Genomic DNA, 19,872 nt, shown 5'->3' on the forward strand with positions numbered 1-19,872 from the left:
ATGCCGAAAATCACCTTTATAAACAAACAAAAGACGGTGATGATTGCAGAGGGCAGTACCATTCTTGACGCAGCCCGGTCTGCGGGTATTGAAATTGAATCTCCCTGTAACGCCTTGGGATCATGCGGTAAATGTAAAGTAAAAATCCCCAACCCGGAACATTTAGGGCATCTAAAAATTGTAGAATCAAAACATTCAGTATCCGCCGCAGAATTAGCGGATGGCATTGTCCTTGCATGTCAGACAATTCCGTCTGCCGATATAGAAGTTATAATTAAGGATTATAAAGAGGAAAACAGCTCTTTACGAATACTTACGGAGGGCAATAGTTTCGCCTATGAACAATTGCCTTATATCACCAAACGACCGAAATTAAATTCGACGGAAGTTTATGGCGGTGATACGCTTATAGGTGTTGAAGAAGGTAACACCCTTGAATTGCTATACGCCATAGCCCTTGATATTGGTACTACAACCATTGTTGCGGCCTTAATAGATTTGCGTACCGGAATCCAGATTGCTTCAAATTCTATTCTGAATCCCCAGGCAGCCTATGCTCAGGATGTCCTTTCCCGCATTCATTTTGCTTCAAACCCGGAAGGTCTTAATACCCTGTACCGTTCTTTTATAGATGCCCTTAATGCCATGATCGGCGATCTGGTTGTTCAAAACAAAATAAACGCTTCAAATATTTATGAAATAGTTTTTTCCGGCAATACAACCATGATTCATCTGGCTACCGGAGTAAATCCATATTCTTTAGGGCAGTATCCCTATACCCCGCAAATATATGGCGGAAACCATATAAGCGCCGAATCTATAGGGGTATCAATTTCACCGTTCGGCCTTATTTACCTGCCGCCCATAATATCCGCCTATGTTGGAGCTGACATTACTTCCGGCATTCTTGTATCACGTCTGGACGAAATAAAGGGAACCGTTCTGTTTATTGATATCGGTACCAATGGTGAAATGGCGCTGGTGAAAAACGGTAAACTTGCGGTCACTTCTACCGCAGCGGGTCCCGCTTTTGAGGGAATGAATATTAGCTGCGGGATGCGTGCAAGCAAAGGTTCGATTGAATCCTTCAATGTTGATTCAAAGGGCATATTTTCGTTTGAAGTCATTGGAGGCGGTGATCCGGCCGGAATCTGCGGCAGCGGTTTGCTTGATATTGCCGGAGAATTGGTCAGAACCGGTGTTATCGGTCCCAGCGGCCGTTTTGTCCTCCCCGATTCCGGAACCTATAGTGATTTCCTTAAAGAAAGTTTTAAGGAAAAGAATGGTAAAAAAGTATTTTTTCTTTCACCCGATGTTTATCTCGCTCAAAAGGATATACGGCAAATTCAACTTGCCAAAAGCGCAATACGTTCAGGGATAGAAATGCTGCTATCTTATTTCAATTTGTCCTCCGATACTATAGATGCGGTTGAAATAGCCGGTTCATTTGGGTATCACTTAAATGAGGCCAGTCTAATCAATTTAGGATTACTTCCGCAGGCATTTATCGGCAAAGTAAAGTTTACCGGTAATACCTCCCTTTCCGGTGCAAAAGCATTTTTACTTAATGTTGGCTTTAGAGAAAAAATGAAAAGTCTCGTAAAAAAGATAGAGACCGTTGAATTGGCGAAAGAAAGTGAATTTGAAAAGATGTTTATAAAGTATATGGGATTTTAAGTTTTTATGTCCGGTGTTAATTTTGATTTAAATGCCTACTGTATTGGTCATATCACAAAAAATGAAATAGACAGGCAATCAAGCAATAATTTACTTGCACTACCCGAAGGGTTCGTAACCGAAGCTCAAGCCTTGGGTGCATCTATAAACCAAACATCCGGAGGTTTTGCTGTTCCTTCTTTTCTCTATACCGACCCGGCAATGTTACGGGATATTCCAAGGCTTGATATACAGCCTCCGATAAAAGCTATTTTAGAAGATATACGGAAAGAAACTGCCCGTTCTATTGTCCTTAAAGTTTCCGGCCCCTACTCAATATTATCCTCAATAATTGAACCGTCACTGTTTTATCATTGGCTAATAAGAAATTCCCTTGATGTCCATGCAGCATTGGAGCAGCTTACTCTTGGCCTTACAGCTTATATTGTTCAGGCTATAAAAAATGGCGCAAGGATCATTTCTTTAGCCGACCCTTATGCGAATCCTTCTATCTTGGGTTCAGCGCATTATAAAGAATATGCCGGGACGTATCTCATTAAATTATTACATGGTATTATTGAACAGTCTTCATGCGGCATTGTTCACATTTGTCCCCATTCATCTATCCCGCTTGAAACGTATGGTTATATTACGGCCAAGTCTATTCCGGTGGAAATTGATTCTACTTTATATATTGATACACTCTTTAAATTATTTGATAATAACAGAATAGTCTTAATGGGCCATCAATGTATTTATTCAAGTTCAATTTCTTGTGTTCGGTCTTTACATTTTGTATGTGAACAAAGATAACCGATGCTTACTTGAAAGGGGCTGCCCGTTACTTTTTAGACAGCCCCTGTTTCATCTTATTTACCGAATGTCTTAAACCGGTACCCAAGGCCCAGCCTGACATCGGGGCCGTTTTTTACACCCTTAAGGTCTTCGGTCCAATATTTGGCCTCATCATCGTCATACTTACTGTTGAATTTTATCCCGTATAATACTTCACACCGGAGATACAAATCTTCTGTTATGGAATAGTCTGCCCCGACACCTGCCTTTATCCACAGGGAATTCCAGAAATCGCCAAGGGAGGGGGCCTTATTATTATTACCCGGCGCACTTTTTATATCCTTGGCTATCTTATCATCCTGATCCGTAAGGGCTATTTGGAAATCAGCCCCTAAAAGCGGAAAAATTTGTAATTTCTTTCCTATTTCAAAGGGATATTTCCCCAGGATTGAAATATTAAGCTGGGTTATCAAATAATTGGGTTCTTCGTCTTTGGTGTTGCCGGTAGGATCTAATTTAGAAGAATTAACCTTCTGGGAAATGTTATTCCAGATCAGCGCCGCGTCAAGCTCCGCATAGGTAGCGTCGAAGAAGGCCCAGATACCGCCGCCCAGGGAGGTTTCTTTGGTATCAAAATAACCCTTGTTTATGGCTCCAAGTGTAGAGGCATCAGCGGGGTCAGGTAGAGCCAATCCGCCTAGTGTAGCAAAAAGGCTCTGCGTATAAGCCTTATACTCGTCCTTCAATTCCGCGTCTTTCCACCCGGCGGTGAATATTCCGCCCACGCCGGCGCTTAAGCCAAAGTCCACCGCAGAAACCGTGGAACACAACACCAGAACCCCAATCAAACCCGCACATAATTTCTTCATTATATTACCCCTCTATTACTAAAATATGAATTCATATTACCACGGTAATATAAAGGGTGTCAAGATTTTTCCCCATCTTCCTTTAATTTCAGTGGATGATACTAAACGAGGAACTTAATAAGCGATTCAGGGGAACTTTTTCGCATATCAGGGCGGACATCAAGACTGGTTTCCAGAGCTGCGCGCATGGCGTCATTAAATTCAAAGGCGCCTTTAAAGGAGGTCCAGAGGGATATGATACCCACAAAGAGCAGGCGGGTTATGGCGATGAGCTCCGTTGGACTTGAGCTGTTCCGTATTTCCCCGACTTCCTGGGCTTTTTGCAACACCGTACCCATAACGGTATAAAATTCATCCAGTATATGCAGCAATTCCTGGCGTTTTTCCGGCCGGAGGATCAAAAATTGCTGGGAAATATCGGTACCGCTCTCGGTTACAAAGTCGTAGATGGGCTTTTGTATCTGCCAAAATTGCTCAAAATAGGCATCCCCGGAGCAAAGAATTTCCGTAAGTTTGGTCACGGTCATGTTCTGGATGGCCCCTATGGACGCTTCCAGCAGATCTTCCTTGGAATCAAAATAATAGTAAAAGGTGTTTTTGGCTATTCCAACCCCGGCGCATATCTGGTTTATCGTTACCTTTTCATAACCCGATACCTTAAAAAGCTTCAACGCGGTGCTTATAAGCGCTTGTTTTGTTTCGGTATTCCGCTCTTTAACCAAAGCCCCCCCCTGCGGTATCAATGTACCTTGCAGTGTACTTCGGGGCTTTAGCATGATATGGTTTCCGTTAATCGATCAACCTAATTCATTGCTTTACAAGCAATAAATGGATGGGCGCTACATGATTCGAACATGTGACCCCCACGGTGTAAACGTGGTGCTCTAACCAGCTGAGCTAAGCGCCCGATTTAAGAAAAATACCATAAATAGCGCTTTCTAGTCAAGATAAATGCGCTCGCCCCAGCGCTAAAGAGCTACCTTTAGGAGCGCAATCTGCCGTTCCCCAAACAAACGTTCTTTTTCCGCAGGGATAGCCTCATCGGTAATAACCATGCTTATGTTGTTGAAGGGCAGAAGGGGTACTAAACCCCGTTTGGAAAACTTTTCAGACTCCGTAAGGATGATCACCCGCTCCGCTTGTTTTGCCATATCCCGTACTGTTTCGGAACGGAGGTGATCATTTCCGGTAAAGCCCTGGTCCTCAGAAAAGCCGTCGGTCCCGATAAAGAGCTTATCCACCGAGAAGCCCTGAGCACAGGCCCGTGCAATAGGCCCCACCATAACCTGGGATTCGTTCTGGTAATCCCCGCCCAGGAGTACAATCTTTGCCTGGGGCAGCCGTCTGATATAGGCGGCGATAAAAGCGGAATTGGTGATGATCCGCACATCCCGCCGGTTTGAAGCCAGCTCTTCCGCAAGGATGGCGCAGCAGGAACCGGATTCAATCATGACCGCCTCGCCGTCCTTTACCAGTTCCAATGCGGCCCGGGCGATTTTCCACTTGGTTTCATAGTGGTAACTCAGCCGGTTATTGATATCGTCCCCGGAACCGGGACTCACGTAGCCCTTCTCATGGCGTATAATTCCCTTTTCTTGAAGCTGATCCAGGTCCTTCCTCAGGGTTACCTTGGAGACTCCCATCATTTCCGCCAATTTTGCCACCTCAATACGCTCACAGGCGGCGATAGTATCAAGCATTTTTTTCCAGCGTTCATTTTGCTTTTTGGTCATACGTTTATTCCCCGGTCAATAAAGACCTGACGATACTCCGCCAAATCCTCCCGGTGCAGCTGGGGTATACCGTGCATAGGATAGGGAATCCCCAGATCCTCATATTTTTTTTCCCCAAATTGATGAAAAGGGAGGAGTTCGGCCTTGGATATACCCAGGGCGCTAAATAAACGGGCGAAACCCTCGGCGTCTTCAAGGCTGTTGTTAAAGCCGGGAATTACCGGAATACGGGGGAGTACGCTCTTCCCCCTATCCAGGGCCGTTTTCAGGTTGGCAAGGCAGGCCTCGTTGGAGACCGCGGTACCTTCGATATGGCGCTCCCGGTCGTAATGCTTCACATCAATAAGGAGGAGATCCACATGGTTGATAAATTCCTCCCAAACCGCTGCGGGGGCCAGGGCGCTGGTTTCGATAGCCCTGTGTATTTTTTCTTCACCCAGACGGTCAAGTAAGAGGATGGCAAAATCGGCTTGGAGGAGCACTTCGCCGCCTGAAAGGGTAACACCGCCCCCGGACTCCTCGTAGAAGGGACGATCCTGGAGGCAGGTCTCCAGGACCTCCTCTAGGGCGTAATACCGTATATCGGCGGAAGGCTGGTAGCTTATGGCGGTCCCAATGCCGGCTTCCTGGGATTCCGGATTGGAACACCAGCGGCAGCGCAGCGGGCAGCCCTTAAAAAAGACCACCGTACGTATGCCGGGGCCATCGTGGAGGCTGAATTTCTGAATATTAAAGAGCAACCCCTTGACCAGCATATTCATACTATATACTTACTCTTTAGCAAATGTCAAGAAATTGCTTATTTTTTCTTATTTTAATGCCTATAATAACTTATTTTAATAACATTTTTTCTTATTTTAAAAACTTTTTCTTGACAAATTTTATGTTCAGATTTATCATTACTTATGGATCTACATACCATAGGTATTGATGTTGGCGGGACCAAAACAGCCTACGGGCTGCTTAATGGACAGAAGGAAATAGTCCGGCGCCGTTCCCATCCTTCGGATGATACCGCAAGTCCGGAGGAATTTTTCGATACCATTGTGGCCAACATTAAAGACCTGATGGCCGCAGGGGGTCTGAAAAAAGAAGATATCCGGGGAATTGGTATTGGGATGCCTTCCTTCGTCCTTTTTGAGGAGGGGCGGATTATCAAAACTACCAACCTGACGAAAATTCACGACTTCCCCGCCCGTAGCTATCTGATGGAAAAGCTTGGGGGGATACGGGTGCTCATCGACAACGATTCCCATACCGGGGCTATTGCGGAACACCGGCAGGGAGCGGGGCAAGGGTTTGAGAATATGATCTACTGCCCCATCAGCACCGGGATTTCCTCGGGGATCATCATAGGCGGGAAACTCTTTCGGGGCCGTTACGGCTGGTCCGGGGAAAGCGGCCACATGATCGTTACCCCCGATGATGGAGTGGAATGCGGCTGTGGAAACCGGGGCTGCCTCATGTCATGGAGCTCCGGCTCCATGATCGTCAAACACATTGAAAAATGGATTGAACAGGGTGAGCAGTCCATCATGCCCCAACTAGCCGGCGGCGGAAAAATCACCGCGTTCCACATAGGCAGCGCCTATAACGCAGGGGATGCGCTGGCCCGCCGGGCCTACGATCAAATGGTGAAGTACCTGGGTATTTGGATTTATAACCTGTACGTCACCCTTAACATCAATTGTTTTGTCTTCGGCGGCGGCCTCCTTAAACTGAGCCAACAGCTTATGGATGGGGGAAAGAAAACCGCCATCCTCGAAGATATGAAAGAAGTTTTTGACGGGTACAATAAAAACGATATGCCCGTATATTTCAAAGAGGCGGAGCTGGGAGATGACTTCGGTGTTATCGGCGCCGCAGAACTACTGTTTTAGAAGGAAGGCATCATGGGTAACTATTTCGGAAATCTTACAAGCAGGATGAGCCGGTTCCGGCTGGAACTACTGAACGCAAAGCCCCAGGTCTGTGTGGAGCGGGCAAAAATAACCACCGACATCTATCGTGAAAATATGGATCAGCCCCTGGCGATACGGCGGGCGCTGATGCTTAAAAATGTCCTCGAAAAGATGAGTATTTATATAGAAGATGAAACCCTTATTGTCGGGAATCAGGCTGCAAGTAATCGTTCCGCCCCCATCTTCCCCGAATACGCCATGGATTGGGTCATTGATGAACTTGATAAATTTGACAAACGGGATGGGGACCGGTTTTACATAACGGAAGAAAACAAAGAAGCCCTCCGCACAATGGCCCCCTTCTGGGAACATAATACCGTAAAAGACCGGGGTCTTGCCGCCATGCCCGCATCGGCACGGGTTTTTTATGACCTGGGGATTATCAAAGCCGAGGGAAATATCACTTCCGGGGATGCCCACCTGGCGGTGGATTATAAGCGTATGCTGGCAGAGGGCCTTCTTGAATACAAGCGGCGGGCGGAAGAAAAATTAAACAGCCTGGACCTCACGGATTATAAAAATCTCCATAAATCGTATTTCTACCGGGGTATAATTATCACCATGGATGCGGTGGTTGCCTTTGCCAAGCGCTACGCCGATCTGGCGGCAACAATGGCGGAGACTGAAAAAAACGACGACCGCCGGAAAGAACTGCTTGAAATGGCCCGCATCCTCACGAAGGTTCCTGCTCACGGCGCAGAAACTTTCTACGAAGCGGTACAGGCGCTGTGGCTTGTCCATCTGGTACTCCAGATAGAAAGTAACGGCCATTCCCTTTCATACGGAAGGATGGATCAGTATCTCTATCCCTATTATCAAAAAGATATCGATGCTGCGCGTATTACCGAAGAGGCCGCCTGTGAACTCCTGACCAACCTATGGATGAAAACATTCACGATCAACAAAATACGCAGCTGGTCCCATACCCGGTTTTCCGCCGGGAGCCCCCTGTACCAAAACGTGACCATAGGCGGACAGATCCTTGAAAGTGATTCCGCCGCCCCCCATGATGCGGTAAATCCCCTCTCCTTCCTTATTCTGAAAAGTGTAGCCCGGACCAAATTACCCCAGCCAAATCTGACGGTGCGGTATCACCAGAAACTTGACCCGCAGTTTCTTAAGGACTGCATAGAGGTGGTACGCCTCGGTTTTGGTATGCCAGCCTTTAACAGCGATGAGATCATCATTCCCTCTTTTTTGGAAAAGGGAGTCGCCAAACTGGATGCGTACAATTACAGCGCCATCGGTTGTGTGGAAGTCGCCGTACCGGGTAAGTGGGGCTACCGGGTAACCGGTATGAGTTTCCTCAATTTTCCCAAGTCCCTGTTAATTGCCATGAACGACGGCATCGATATTGAAAGCGGCAAAAAAGTATGCGAAGGCATCGGACATTTTACCTCATGGAAGAGCTATGATGATGTAAAAAAAGCGTGGGATAAGATTATCCGTGAGTTTACCCGTCAGTGTGTCATCATTGACTCCTGCGCCGATACGGTTCTGGAACGGGATACCGCCGACATATTCTGTTCCGCGCTGTGCGATGACTGTATTGAACGGGGGCTTAACTTAAAAGAAGGGGGCGCGGTCTACGATTTTATCAGCGACCTCCAGGTGGGCATCGCAAACCTTGCGGACAGTCTTGCGGCGGTTAAGAAATGCGTATTCGAGGACAAATCCATCGGCACAAAGGAACTGTGGGATGCGCTGCAAAACAACTTTGCGGGCAATGAGGGCGAACGTATACGGAAACTCCTCATCGCCGCGCCCAAGTACGGTAACGATGATGATTACGTGGATTTGCTTGTCCGTGAAGCCTATGACGTTTATATTGACGAGATGAAAAAATATCATAATACCCGCTATGGACGCGGACCAATCGGCGGTATTTATTATGCCGGTACTTCGTCCATTTCGGCGAATGTTCCCCAAGGCGCCGGTACAACGGCGACCCCTGATGGGCGAAAAGCGGGGGAACCCTTAGCGGAAGGATGTTCACCCAGCCATAGCATGGACCGGCATGGTCCTACGGCGGTCTTTAAGTCTGTGTCCAAGCTGCCTACTTCGGAAATCACCGGCGGTGTTTTGCTCAATCAGAAAGTAACTCCGGCCATGTTGGAAACCGAAGAAAACCGGGAAAAACTTATCTTTCTGCTCCATGCCTTTTTTGCCCGGCTCGGCGGTTTCCATGTTCAGTTTAATGTGGTTTCCAGGGAGACTTTGCTGGACGCCCAGATCAACCCTGAAAAGCACCGGGATCTCATTGTCCGGGTAGCCGGTTATAGCGCCTTCTTCAATGTCCTTTCCCGTCAGACCCAGGACGATATCATTGAGCGAACGGAGCAGATTATCTAATGTTGCGGTTAAACGTTGTCCCTTGGACAATTAATTCAATTTAGAAGGAGTGAGAAATGAAGAAAAAAACAGTAGCAGTACTTGGTCTCGTTTTGGCGATGAGTTTAGTTGTGGGAAACCTTTGGGCTAACGGCGGGCAACAGCAGTCAGGCGGGAACAGGCCATACCGGATTGCCTTTCTCCCCGGCGACATGGCCAACGAATCCCAGGCTTATTCGGCCAAGCAGTTTCAGAAGCTTGGTCCCGGTATGGGGTTTGAAGTCCAGATTTTGGATGGGCGGGCAGACCCCCAGGTTCAAGCCCAGGCGGTAAATAACTGTATTGCCCAGAAATTTGACGCAATCTTCGTTAATCCCAATGATATCAACGGAATTGTCCCGAGCCTCACCGCCGCAAAAAGAGCCGGTGTAATTGTGGGCCTCTTCTCTTCCGATTTGCCCGCGAATTACGCAGGCAGCCGTGACATTTTCGCCGGTGTAAACGATAACATCGCGGGAGAAACCGCTGCGCAATCGTTTATCAAAAAATTCCCCAAGGGCGCAAAAATCGTAGAGATTGGCGGACAGGCCGGTCACGATGCGGCAATCAAGCGGCATGATGGTTTCAATAACGCGATCAAGGGCACCAATATCACTGTGCTGGATTACAAGGCCCCCAACGCATGGTCAACGTCGGAAGCGATGTCCATTATGGAAGATATGATCACCAAATACGGCGATCAGATCCAGGGTGTTTTCTGTCACTGGGACAACGGCGCTACCGGCGTTATCGAAGCGGCCAAAGCAGCGGGGATTTCAAACCTATTCATCGTCTCAGTTGACGGCTGCCGCGCCGGGTTTGATCAGGTTAAAGCCGGGGATCAGAGCAGCACGATCATGCAGAATTTTACCACCATGGTTGAAACTTCCCTGAAAGTTACCCTTAGTGCGCTCAAAAAGGAGCCCTTTAACGCGGTAAATTTTGTTCCCCTTGATGATGTCAGTCTGAGTAACATCAACAGTTTTGAATATCCCGAATGGTAAATTTTAAAGCTGACTCGAAGTTTTGAGAAAGCTTCCGGAAGAAGTCCTATACCCCGCGGGGTGATGGTTATTATTTTTTTCTAAACGGAGAGTTTATATGGGTACAGACCGTAATTCTGAAATACTTTCCATCCGCAGGGTATGTAAATATTTCCCCGGTGTCAGGGCATTGAACGATGTTTCCATTGATGTAAAACGCGGATCAGTACACGGCATCGTTGGTGAAAACGGCGCAGGAAAATCTACTTTGATGAAGATACTTTCCGGGATACACCAAAAAGACGCGGGGGAAATTTACTTCGACGGTGAAAAAATCGAAACCACTACTCCGGTTCAATCGCTGCACAGGGGACTGAGCATCATCTATCAGGAATTCAATCTGGTAAACACCATGAGTATCGGGGAGAATATTTTCCTTGGCCGCTTCAGGGAAATGGGCGGCATGAAGGGAACCCACAGGGCCGCCGGAAAACTCCTTGAGAGTCTTGGGAGCAGGCTGGACACATGGACCCTTGTTTCGGAGCTGAGTACTTCGGAAAAGCAGATGGTGGAAATCTGCAAAGCCCTCGCCTTTGATTCCAAACTGGTCATCATGGATGAACCGAGCAGCAGTCTTACTGCGGAAGAAATGAAAAAACTCCGCAGCCTGATCTCTGAAATGAGGAAACGGGGTATTTCCGTCATCTATATCAGCCATAAGCTGGACGAAATATTTGAGTTCTGCGACATGGTTACGATTATGCGGGACGGCAGCGTGATTGACACAAAGCCAATCGGCAATCTTACCCGGAATGATATGATTGCCAAAATGATAGGACGTTCAATTGACAAGGAATTCCCCGAAAGGCCCCGCTGCGTAGGCGAACCCCTGCTGGAAGTCCGTTCCTTAAACACGAAAAAACTTCATGATATTTCCTTTACGCTTAACAAGGGCGAAATTCTGGGATTGGTGGGTCTTGTGGGCGCCGGCCGGACGGAACTCATCAGAGCGGTTTTTGGGGCAGATAGGGTAAAGGAAAAGGAAATATACCTCCGCGGTGTAAAAACACCGATAAGATCACCGAAAGACGCGATACGCGCCGGATTAGCCCTGGTTCCCGAAGACCGGAAAAGCCAGGGGCTGGTACTTTCCTTTTCTGTGGAATCAAATATATCTATGGCAAGCCTCGGACGTTTGAGCAAACATGGTTTTCTCAGCCGCGCCAAAGAAAGAAAACTCGCGGAGAAAGAGATTGAACAGTTGAATATCAAAACTCCTTCGGCATCTGTCCGTGTGTTGAATCTCTCCGGCGGTAATCAGCAAAAGTGTGTTATCGGACGCTGGCTTGAAACCAATCCGGAAATTTTGATCCTCGACGAGCCGACACGGGGCATTGATGTAGGCGCGAAATATGAAATTTATCTGTTGATGAAAAAAATCGTTGAGCGGGGCGGTTCCATACTGATGATTTCCTCCGAGTTACCCGAGGTTCTCAGTATGAGTAACCGTGTACTGACCGTTTGCGGCGGCAGGATCACCGGTGAATTCAACCCTGAACAGGTACCGGCGGAAGCGATTATTGAAAAGGCCATAGGCTAGGAAGGGCGGTTATGCATTTCATTGCTTCAACGAAAAATATTTTTAAAGAATACCTCGTACTGGTAATGCTGATTCTGTTAATCGTTATAACGATGATAGCGGAACCGAAATTTTTTACCCTGGCAAACCTGACGAACATCATGAGACAGTTCGGCCCCTTGAGCCTCGTTGCTCTGGGGATGACCTTTGTTGTGTTCGCCGGTTTTATCGATCTGTCCATTCCGGGTATGTTTTCACTGGTAACGGTGGTTACGGTTTCGCTCATCGATCCGATTGGCCAGATGCCCGCATTGCTTGTGGGACTGGCATTGGGTATCGCCATGGGACTTCTCAACAGCTTTATGGTATTATCCTGCGGCGCCCTTACGCTGGCCGAAGCGCTCTTCATCACCTTCGGTTTGAGTACACTGTACGGCGCGCTGGCCCTTATCGTCACCGGCGGTACCACGCCGCACATGAGCTGGCTGAAAACCGATATTTCACTGTATCAGGCCATTGGTAAAGGCAGCGCCGGTCCCATTTCCATATCATTTCTGATTTTCCTCGCCTGCCTCCTTATCCTCTACATTTTTCAGAGCCGTACCCGCATGGGACGCGCGGTGATGCTCACCGGCGGAAATAAAGAAGCGGCCTTTCTCGCCGGTGTGTCGGTAAAAGGCAGCGTTGCTTTTATTTTTACAATCAGCGGTCTGATGACCGCTCTGGCGGCAATAGTACTGTTTTCGCGGGTAACCACCGCCTCTCCGGTAAGTGGCTTCAATTATGAAACGAATGCACTGCTGGCCGTTGTTGTCGGCGGTACACCGATCAAGGGCGGCCGGGGAAGTGTGCTTCGTACCGTGCTGGGTGTGTTTCTTGTCACCCTCATGTCAAACTGCCTCAATCTTTTGGGGGCTTCGCCCTATATGCAGGTAATCCTCAAGGGGTTGATCCTTGTGCTTGCCATCTGGCTTGATAACCGGAAAGAAACCGAGCTGGGAGGGAAAAACTGATGAACGGAACAAACGGTATGGCACTGCGCTTTTCCTTTAAAAAAGGGATTTTTAGCGTCACAAAGCAGACAGCTGTTCTGGCAATTATAATAATGCTTTTTATCATGCTATTCTCCGGAACGAATTTTTATTCGGCGTATAACCTGCTGGATTTGCTCAGTTCCGCCAGTATTCTGGTAATTTTGGCCTTCGGCGTAACCTTCCCGGTAATCTGCGGCGGCTGCGACCTATCCATTGGCGGGACCATGTGTATCTCCGGGATCGTTGCGATTAAATGTATGAGTTTTTTACCGATACCCCTGGCGATTTTATGCGCCATCCTTGTAGGGGCAGTGGTTGGCCTTATCAACGGGTTTTTTGTGGTATATCAGCGGACGGAACCGTTCATCATCACCCTGGGAATGGATATGCTGCTTAAGGGAATCTCCCAGCAACTTACCGACGCCCATCCGATCACCACGGGGAATCCCAATTTTATGATGATTGCCAACGGAGATATGGCGGGCATTCCAAATTTGGTACTTATTATGGTACTGTTTTTCGCGCTGACCCATTGCATCATGCGGTATACCCAGTTTGGCAGAAATTGCTACGCCATCGGCGGCGATTACGATGTGGCGGTATATTCGGGGATTCCGGTTATAAAAATCAAGTGGCTGGCCTTTGTCATCTGCGGCGCCGTAGCGGCCTTTGCCGGGGTGCTGTTGTCGTCCAGGCTAAACGCCGCTTCGTCAACATATGGGCAGACCACTGCGCTGGTGGTAAATTGCGGCGTGGTTGTCGGCGGTACTTCCTTCGCAGGGGGCATCGGCAGTATTCCCCAGTCAGGCGTCGGTATGCTTGTGTTCGCGGTGCTGGAAAACTGTATGAATATGCTTGGCATTGACGCTTATATCCAGCAGATTTTTAAAGGGCTGGTAATCGCCATGATTATCTGGCTTGATTGTTTCGGCAGAAAACGAAAGCGGGAATTGGTTTAGGCCGTCCTGTTTTTCTTCAAAATATTCGGTTTTTGTCTTGACATCCTTTCAGGATTCCGTTATATTCCTAGTAACCACCTAGCATTACTATGAATATGCTAAGGTAAAGTTCTGTTCCTTCCTAAGCCGAGGGACCGCCTTCAATCTCCTCCAAAGGGGGCGGTTCCCTCGGCTTTTCTTAACATCCCGTCTATTATCCCGTAAACCTGATCCGTAAGGCCCCCTCTGTCCTCCGTGGGAATATCCGCCGTGGCAATAGGGGGAGCGAAGTTTACCGAAACCGGCCCCGAGTGCAGACGGTTGGTTTTTTCAAAGACATCGTAACTGCCGGTAATAGCCAGGGGAACCATGGGAGCCCCCGCCTTGGTGGCCAATTTGAGGGAGCCCGGTTTAAAGGGAAGCAAACCCCGGCCTTTGCCCCGGGTCCCCTCGGGGAAGATGATCATGGCGCCCCCGGCTTTAATCCGCCGTATCCCCTCGTTAATGGTACCTATGGCCTTCCGTATGTTCTTCCGGTCGATAAAAAGGCCCCCAAGGATCAGAATCCAGAGATTCAGCATGGGAATAACCGCCAGTTCCTTCTTTGCAATAAAACCAAAGGGCCGGCCAACGGCGGCCAGGAGCAGAACGATATCAAAGATACTGTTATGGTTTCCCACCAAACAGAAGCCGTCTTTCCGGGGGATATTCTCCCTGCCCGTAACGGTAAGCTTACAGCCCGAAAAGGTAAGGACCGCCAGGGCCCAGCCTTGAGCCAGCTTATAGGCCAGATAATTCATGGTCGATTTAAAACCAATCCGGCCCAGTAAAAACAATATAATCCCAAATGGGGTGATAATAAGCATGCACACGACGACCGCAAAAAAAATAAAGATTGTTCCCAATAAAATCATAGCTATCCCTCAAACAGGTATGGATAAATCCCGCAAGGTTTCCCGGGCAATATCCGGGTCCTGCCAAACAAAGCCCGACATTCCCAAGGAACAAGCCTTATCAATATTAACCGGCATATCGTCAAAAAAAACAAGCTCCTCCGGTTCAAGGGACAGGGCAGCGAAGAGATCCCGGTATATCTTTTCCTCCGGTTTTATCGATGCACTTTCGCAGGAGAAGATCCCCGCATGGGGAAGGCGGAATGCGGGGTACCGATCCCGGGCCATGTCCAAAAAATCGTGGGGCATATTGGAGAGTATCCCCAGTTTATAGCCCGCATTTTTTACGTCCTCCATAAGACGTACCGTGTCGGGGTTTATCCTGGACCAGCTTTCCAAATCGATCGCATGTATCTTTCTAATGATCTGGTCATCAAGAAAGACCCCGCCCTTAGCCAGAAATGACCGGTAATATTCCAAACCAGAAATTGTTCCCCGGTCATACTCCGCCCTATATGGCCAAAGCAGGGACTCAAACAAGGTACGTTCCATCCCCGCAAGAGCCGCCAGCTCATCCATCACCCCCTCAGCCTGGGGCAGGGAAATCACATTTCCAAAATCAAAGACTACACCGCGTATCATTTTCATACATATTAATAATAGCGTAAAATAAAACACCCCGTCTAGATGGACCAGTCAGGGTGTTTTATATGAAGAAACTATTGCATTGACTATTTTGATAAAGAATTTGCTATCTCACGGATTTTTTTACCATCCCCATTCCAGAATTGCTTGAGTTTAGCAAGCTGATCTCCCAGTGAGAAATGGCGAACCCCTAAATCAATGTAATATGACGCCGCTTCAGGTGTTGGTATCTCGCAGCGCGGAGTTACTCCATGTTTTAGGGCGACCTTGATCATTTCCCGTTCTGCGGCCCTTGCTTCCTCCGCATAATCATCCCGATTTTTACCGGCGCTCATGGAGAAGTCAGCAGGCCCAAACTGTACCATATCCACCCCGGGAACGGAACAAATTGCTTCAATATTGTCCATGGCGATCTTTTTCTCAATCATAAAGCAGAGGACAATATCGTTCAGCCGTTCACTGTGATCCATTTGGGTAAGATGACTTTGGGTACCGATAAAACGCCGGTTGGGATAACCGAAACGGCCCTGCCCAAGCCGGTCGGGTTTCATCATATAAATGCTCTCCTTCACCTCTTCCGCAGTATGATGATCCGCAAAATTGATGGCTTGAAAACCCGCGGCAACCGCCTTTTGCGCCACAAAACCGCGGTTTTGGAAATCAACCTTGATCATGCTGCCCATATTATGCAGCTCCGCCGCCCGGGCAATGTTTTCCAGATCATAATCGGTAAAAGGAGAATATTCAGCGACAAATTCGATATAATCAAAATTTCCCGTTGACCCGACAACTTCCGTGTAGAATGGCCATGCGCTCCACAGGCGGGTAGAAGTACTTGGCTGTCCGCTTTTTAACAAGCCCCGTATTTTATTTTCCTTCATTTAAAACTCCTTAATGAAAAGATTCATAGAATGATTTATGCCAAAGCGTAGTATCCCTGGCAGAAAGCAATATCTCCGCCTATAACCGTCATCTGGGGGATCAATAGTTTTTCTGTCACAAACTCCGTATCAAAAAAATCCCGGTGAACCACTTTTTGATCAATTTCTTTGAATACCACCACATCCCCCAGGGCATCCGGTTTAAGGGTCCCGATTTTCCCTTCCAGTCCCATAAGACGGGCGGGAGTTTCGGTAACCGCCCGTACCACATCCGTGAGGGACATCCCATACTTAAGGTACTTTGCCAAAAGGAAGGGCAAATTTTTCGCATGGGAAGAATAGTTAAGCTTATCGCTCGTCCAGTCCGTGGAAATGATATCCGGCAGAAACCCCTCTTTTATAGCAAGGGTAGCCACGGCAAAACTAAAATTCCCCCGGCCATTGGCGGAATCAAAGATAACCCCCCGTTTTCTGGCGCGGTACATAGATTCTTTTACCTTTCCCGTAGCTTTATCCAGGATAGTATCATCCCCCCTGCCATGGTACATATGACAATAAACATCGTCCTTGTCCAGGAGATCCACCACACCGTCAAGGGATGTAGGCGGATCAGTGGTATGAACGCAAACATTAATGCCATTCTCCCGGGCAATCCTAATCGTTTCTTTTATCGAATCAAGGGAGGTAGCAATGCCCTTACTGTAACGAATCTTCAAACCAAGGATATTATCCCGGTAAGCCGCCACGGTCCGTTCAATTTGTAATGGCCGAAATTCCGAAGGCTCAAACTTCTCCGGAAGGTTAGTATCAAGCTGCCCCGATCCGTATACATTCAGGTAACTCTTGATCCGCACCGGAGATGTGGTAACCACACCTTCATAGAATGCACGGAAATTGCAGCAACCCGCAGTTCCGCTGTCCACTGTTGCGGTAACACCGGTGGCGGGAAGAAATGCGGGATTAACGGAAATGGCGCTGCTTGTATGGAAAACGTGGGTGTGAAAATCAATGAGCCCGGGGAAGACATAATCGCCCTTTGCATCAACCGTATGGGCACCCTCATCTCCGGGGTTCACCGCAGCCACGAGACCGTTCCGGATGCCAATATCCATCACCTTATCGATCTTCCGGGATGGATCGATCACATGGCCGTTTTTAATGAGTAAATCTACTTTCATATAAGCCCTACCAGATAAAGAATTAATGCGGGGATCAAGGTAAGCATCGGGATGAGGCACTGGGAAACAAAGGTATATTTGTAGGTATCGACCATGGATGTCTTTGCCACATCGTTGGCCAGAACTACCCCCGACGCATGGGGCATGGCGTCAAGTCCGGCGGAACACATACCGGTCCAACGGTGCAGGAACTGGGGATTGATTCCGGTATTAAGCATATAGTCACCCAGAGAATCGAGGAATATATTTAAACCGCCGGAGGAAGAACCGGTAATGGCGCAGATAATATTGATGGCCACGAAGGACAGCAGCAAGGGACTCATCTGCAGGCCGAGGAGCCAATTTACACAGGCCTGGAAAGCCGGAGCATTATTAACGATACTACCGAAACCCATGATGGAGGATGTTACCATAAGCGCCGAAAGACCGTTGGCGGTTCCACCGCTGAATGTTTTTTTCCAATCCAACCTTTTGCGGAAAATAATCGCTGCGGACAATGTACCAAGGAGCATTCCAAGGACTACCGCATAGTTGGAGGGTTTTACAAAGAACTGGAAAATAAAGATGGAACCAATCAGAATGATGATGGGAATAAAAGCAAGACCCGCAGGGGGAAGCTTTTTAACCGCCTCAGCATCGTTAAAATCTACTATCTGATCATTTGGACCGGGTACAAAATGTTCACCCTTTTTAGCGGCAGTCTTGGCCGCCCAGTTGTAGAAAAGATAATCCAAAATAAAGATAAAAACTGAACTGATAATACCAATTATCGGCGCAGCATAAATGGTGGTATTAAAGGTCTGGGTAGGAATCATGTTCTGGACTGCGGGCACACCGGGAGCAACGGACATACTGATTGTTGCGGGAATGGCCAGCAGGAGACCCGGAAAAATCGATTTCGGCAGATCCGCTTCTTTAAAGAGGGCCATACAGATGGGGTACATGGTAAAGGCTATTACAAAAACACCAATACCGCCATAAGAAAGGATCAGGGTAGTCACCAGGACAATAAGTATTACCTGCTTTCTTCCCAGGGCCTTAACAACCGCATTTGCAATAGCCGAGGATGCGCCGCTTTCTTCCATAAGTTTTCCGAAAATGGCGCCCAGGGCGAACATTAAAAACCATGTTCCGGCAAAATTACGGAACCCGGTCGCGAAATAATCGGAAAAGGACTTCCATACATCCATACCGCTGGTTAATACAATCAGTACGGATGCCAATACCGAAACAATCGCCATATGCCATCCCCTGAAAATCAGAAAAATGACCAGGGCTACCGCAAGAATGATACCAATTACTCCTAACATACTTCTCTCCTTGAAAAAACTATTTTGCTGTAAGCTTATTAAAAGGCCATTTGGGTACACGGCCCGACAAAACATCATCAATCCCCTGAGCGGCATGCAGGGCCATGCGGGTCATGGCCTCCAAGGTCAATGCAGCGTTATGGGGTGTCAGAATAACATTATCCAGGGTAAAAAGCGGATTATCCCCCTTAGGCGGTTCCGGATCGTAGACATCCAGGGCCGCCGCTGCAATACGCTTGGATTTTAAAGCCTCGTAGAGATCCGTTTCATTAACTATTTCACCCCGGGCTGCGTTAATCAAAAAGGCTTCGGGTTTCATTAGTTCAAAGTATTTTTTACCAAACATTCCCCTGGTTTCCGGGGTCAGGGGGACATGGAGACTTACAAAATCGGATTCCTGAAAAACCGTTTCTGGGTCCGAAACAATTTTAACTTCCGGAACTCCTTTTATTTCTTTAATATAAGGATCATACGCCACAATTTTCATATCAAGGCCGAAAAAGGCTTTTTTTGCAACCATGGAGCCGACCCTGCCGGCGCCGACAAGTCCCAGAGTTTTATTCGCCAGATCAAAACCCCTCACCCGGTTACGGTATTCCCAGTCTCCCGATCGGGTTGCCCTGTCGGATCCTATAAAATGCCGCGCCATGGCTATGATCATACCGATTGTATATTCGGCTACGGAATTCGCATTCGATTCGGGTGCGTAGGTGATCCGGATACCGCGTTTGGTGGCGGTTTTAATATCAATATTATCGCAGCCAACCCCGTGTCTGCCGATAACCTTCAGCTTATTTCCCGCTTCTATAACCTCCGTCGGATACGGACAGGTTCTGGCAAGAATTGCATCGCAATCCTTTACGTCTTCTGCAATCTGCCGGGCTGAAATACCGGAGCCCATCTTAATAGTATATCCTCTGTCTGTAAGATATTTTTTCCCTTCGCCCACAATATCCTGTGGAATTAATACGGTATAACCCATATATCCTCCAAAATAATTATCAATATATATATTTTTATATTGTATATTAGTTTATTATACAACTT

The 19,872-nt window shown here is 47.7% G+C and carries 18 protein-coding genes and 1 tRNA gene; 8 read left to right on the forward strand and 11 right to left on the reverse strand.

The window, feature by feature from the left end:
* Together LQZ19_RS10255 and LQZ19_RS10260 are read left to right on the forward strand one after the other, a co-directional pair.
* The gene (locus LQZ19_RS10255; RefSeq protein WP_411047576.1) at positions 1 to 1,677 is read left to right on the forward strand and encodes an ASKHA domain-containing protein; all 1,677 of its coding nucleotides are present in this window, start codon (positions 1 to 3) and stop codon (positions 1,675 to 1,677) included.
* 6 nt (positions 1,678 to 1,683) lie between these two features.
* Positions 1,684 to 2,469 carry a uroporphyrinogen decarboxylase family protein gene (locus tag LQZ19_RS10260; protein ID WP_411047577.1) on the forward strand — a complete coding sequence of 262 codons (786 nt, stop codon included), beginning with the start codon at positions 1,684 to 1,686 and terminating at the stop codon, positions 2,467 to 2,469.
* Between the two features lie 56 nt (positions 2,470 to 2,525).
* Here the strand turns inward: LQZ19_RS10260 and LQZ19_RS10265 are convergent, their stop codons facing one another.
* From LQZ19_RS10265 to LQZ19_RS10285, 5 genes are all read right to left on the reverse strand, one after another.
* On the reverse strand, positions 2,526 to 3,320 hold the full coding sequence (locus LQZ19_RS10265) for a hypothetical protein (protein WP_411047578.1): 795 nt from the start codon (positions 3,318 to 3,320) through the stop codon (positions 2,526 to 2,528).
* Between the two features lie 101 nt (positions 3,321 to 3,421).
* Positions 3,422 to 4,042 (reverse strand): TetR/AcrR family transcriptional regulator, encoded by a 621-nt coding sequence (locus LQZ19_RS10270; protein WP_411047579.1) that lies wholly within the window; start codon positions 4,040 to 4,042, stop codon positions 3,422 to 3,424.
* A 111-nt stretch (positions 4,043 to 4,153) separates the two neighbouring features.
* Positions 4,154 to 4,227, reverse strand: a tRNA-Val gene (locus tag LQZ19_RS10275).
* A gap of 61 nt (positions 4,228 to 4,288) precedes the next feature.
* Positions 4,289 to 5,053, reverse strand: a complete 765-nt coding sequence (locus LQZ19_RS10280; protein WP_411047580.1) for a DeoR/GlpR family DNA-binding transcription regulator — start codon at positions 5,051 to 5,053, stop codon at positions 4,289 to 4,291.
* Positions 5,050 to 5,808, reverse strand: coding sequence for a glycyl-radical enzyme activating protein (locus LQZ19_RS10285; protein ID WP_411047581.1), 759 nt, complete (start codon positions 5,806 to 5,808; stop codon positions 5,050 to 5,052). Before LQZ19_RS10285 ends, LQZ19_RS10280 begins: the two co-directional genes overlap by 4 nt.
* A gap of 150 nt (positions 5,809 to 5,958) precedes the next feature.
* Here LQZ19_RS10285 and LQZ19_RS10290 point away from each other — a divergent pair, with 150 nt between their 5' ends.
* The 6 genes from LQZ19_RS10290 (at position 5,959) to LQZ19_RS10315 (ending at position 13,939) form a co-directional block, all read left to right on the forward strand.
* A complete protein-coding gene (locus LQZ19_RS10290; RefSeq protein ID WP_411047582.1) occupies positions 5,959 to 6,933 on the forward strand; it encodes an ROK family protein in 975 nt (324 codons plus the stop codon).
* 12 nt (positions 6,934 to 6,945) lie between these two features.
* Positions 6,946 to 9,366 (forward strand): glycyl radical protein, encoded by a 2,421-nt coding sequence (locus tag LQZ19_RS10295; protein WP_411047583.1) that lies wholly within the window; start codon positions 6,946 to 6,948, stop codon positions 9,364 to 9,366.
* A gap of 56 nt (positions 9,367 to 9,422) precedes the next feature.
* Positions 9,423 to 10,388, forward strand: coding sequence for a sugar ABC transporter substrate-binding protein (locus tag LQZ19_RS10300; RefSeq protein WP_411047584.1), 966 nt, complete (start codon positions 9,423 to 9,425; stop codon positions 10,386 to 10,388).
* A gap of 97 nt (positions 10,389 to 10,485) precedes the next feature.
* Positions 10,486 to 11,967, forward strand: coding sequence for a sugar ABC transporter ATP-binding protein (locus LQZ19_RS10305; RefSeq protein ID WP_411047585.1), 1,482 nt, complete (start codon positions 10,486 to 10,488; stop codon positions 11,965 to 11,967).
* A gap of 11 nt (positions 11,968 to 11,978) precedes the next feature.
* Positions 11,979 to 12,959: an ABC transporter permease gene (locus tag LQZ19_RS10310; RefSeq protein WP_411047586.1), complete on the forward strand. Its 981-nt coding sequence runs from the start codon at positions 11,979 to 11,981 to the stop codon at positions 12,957 to 12,959.
* Positions 12,959 to 13,939: an ABC transporter permease gene (locus LQZ19_RS10315; RefSeq protein ID WP_411047587.1), complete on the forward strand. Its 981-nt coding sequence runs from the start codon at positions 12,959 to 12,961 to the stop codon at positions 13,937 to 13,939. The genes LQZ19_RS10310 and LQZ19_RS10315 overlap by 1 nt, the downstream gene beginning before the upstream one ends.
* 140 nt (positions 13,940 to 14,079) lie before the next feature.
* Here LQZ19_RS10315 and LQZ19_RS10320 read toward each other — a convergent pair whose 3' ends face one another.
* From LQZ19_RS10320 to LQZ19_RS10345, 6 genes are all read right to left on the reverse strand, one after another.
* The gene (locus LQZ19_RS10320; RefSeq protein WP_411047588.1) at positions 14,080 to 14,718 is read right to left on the reverse strand and encodes a lysophospholipid acyltransferase family protein; all 639 of its coding nucleotides are present in this window, start codon (positions 14,716 to 14,718) and stop codon (positions 14,080 to 14,082) included.
* 123 nt (positions 14,719 to 14,841) lie between these two features.
* Positions 14,842 to 15,459, reverse strand: a complete 618-nt coding sequence (locus LQZ19_RS10325; protein WP_411047589.1) for an HAD family hydrolase — start codon at positions 15,457 to 15,459, stop codon at positions 14,842 to 14,844.
* A gap of 83 nt (positions 15,460 to 15,542) precedes the next feature.
* Positions 15,543 to 16,337, reverse strand: a complete 795-nt coding sequence (locus tag LQZ19_RS10330; RefSeq protein ID WP_411047590.1) for an HpcH/HpaI aldolase family protein — start codon at positions 16,335 to 16,337, stop codon at positions 15,543 to 15,545.
* A gap of 35 nt (positions 16,338 to 16,372) precedes the next feature.
* The gene (locus LQZ19_RS10335; RefSeq protein WP_411047591.1) at positions 16,373 to 17,515 is read right to left on the reverse strand and encodes an amidohydrolase family protein; all 1,143 of its coding nucleotides are present in this window, start codon (positions 17,513 to 17,515) and stop codon (positions 16,373 to 16,375) included.
* Positions 17,512 to 18,825, reverse strand: coding sequence for a GntP family permease (locus LQZ19_RS10340; RefSeq protein WP_411047592.1), 1,314 nt, complete (start codon positions 18,823 to 18,825; stop codon positions 17,512 to 17,514). Before LQZ19_RS10340 ends, LQZ19_RS10335 begins: the two co-directional genes overlap by 4 nt.
* 19 nt (positions 18,826 to 18,844) lie before the next feature.
* Positions 18,845 to 19,807 (reverse strand): hydroxyacid dehydrogenase, encoded by a 963-nt coding sequence (locus LQZ19_RS10345; protein WP_411047593.1) that lies wholly within the window; start codon positions 19,805 to 19,807, stop codon positions 18,845 to 18,847.
* Positions 19,808 to 19,872 lie beyond the last annotated feature (65 nt).

The organism is Treponema primitia, from assembly GCF_046533075.1.
In the GTDB taxonomy this organism is placed as follows: Bacteria; Spirochaetota; Spirochaetia; order Treponematales; family Breznakiellaceae; genus Termitinema; species Termitinema primitia_B.

Coding starts and splice junctions, on each gene's coding strand:
- LQZ19_RS10255 (WP_411047576.1), top strand. CDS start 1: ATGCCGAAAATCACCTTTATAAACAAACAAAAGACGGTGATGATTGCA.
- LQZ19_RS10260 (WP_411047577.1), top strand. CDS start 1,684: ATGTCCGGTGTTAATTTTGATTTAAATGCCTACTGTATTGGTCATATC.
- LQZ19_RS10265 (WP_411047578.1), bottom strand. CDS start 3,320: ATGAAGAAATTATGTGCGGGTTTGATTGGGGTTCTGGTGTTGTGTTCC.
- LQZ19_RS10280 (WP_411047580.1), bottom strand. CDS start 5,053: ATGACCAAAAAGCAAAATGAACGCTGGAAAAAAATGCTTGATACTATC.
- LQZ19_RS10285 (WP_411047581.1), bottom strand. CDS start 5,808: ATGCTGGTCAAGGGGTTGCTCTTTAATATTCAGAAATTCAGCCTCCAC.
- LQZ19_RS10290 (WP_411047582.1), top strand. CDS start 5,959: ATGGATCTACATACCATAGGTATTGATGTTGGCGGGACCAAAACAGCC.
- LQZ19_RS10295 (WP_411047583.1), top strand. CDS start 6,946: ATGGGTAACTATTTCGGAAATCTTACAAGCAGGATGAGCCGGTTCCGG.
- LQZ19_RS10300 (WP_411047584.1), top strand. CDS start 9,423: ATGAAGAAAAAAACAGTAGCAGTACTTGGTCTCGTTTTGGCGATGAGT.
- LQZ19_RS10305 (WP_411047585.1), top strand. CDS start 10,486: ATGGGTACAGACCGTAATTCTGAAATACTTTCCATCCGCAGGGTATGT.
- LQZ19_RS10310 (WP_411047586.1), top strand. CDS start 11,979: ATGCATTTCATTGCTTCAACGAAAAATATTTTTAAAGAATACCTCGTA.
- LQZ19_RS10315 (WP_411047587.1), top strand. CDS start 12,959: ATGAACGGAACAAACGGTATGGCACTGCGCTTTTCCTTTAAAAAAGGG.
- LQZ19_RS10320 (WP_411047588.1), bottom strand. CDS start 14,718: ATGAATTATCTGGCCTATAAGCTGGCTCAAGGCTGGGCCCTGGCGGTC.
- LQZ19_RS10325 (WP_411047589.1), bottom strand. CDS start 15,459: ATGAAAATGATACGCGGTGTAGTCTTTGATTTTGGAAATGTGATTTCC.
- LQZ19_RS10330 (WP_411047590.1), bottom strand. CDS start 16,337: ATGAAGGAAAATAAAATACGGGGCTTGTTAAAAAGCGGACAGCCAAGT.
- LQZ19_RS10335 (WP_411047591.1), bottom strand. CDS start 17,515: ATGAAAGTAGATTTACTCATTAAAAACGGCCATGTGATCGATCCATCC.
- LQZ19_RS10340 (WP_411047592.1), bottom strand. CDS start 18,825: ATGTTAGGAGTAATTGGTATCATTCTTGCGGTAGCCCTGGTCATTTTT.
- LQZ19_RS10345 (WP_411047593.1), bottom strand. CDS start 19,807: ATGGGTTATACCGTATTAATTCCACAGGATATTGTGGGCGAAGGGAAA.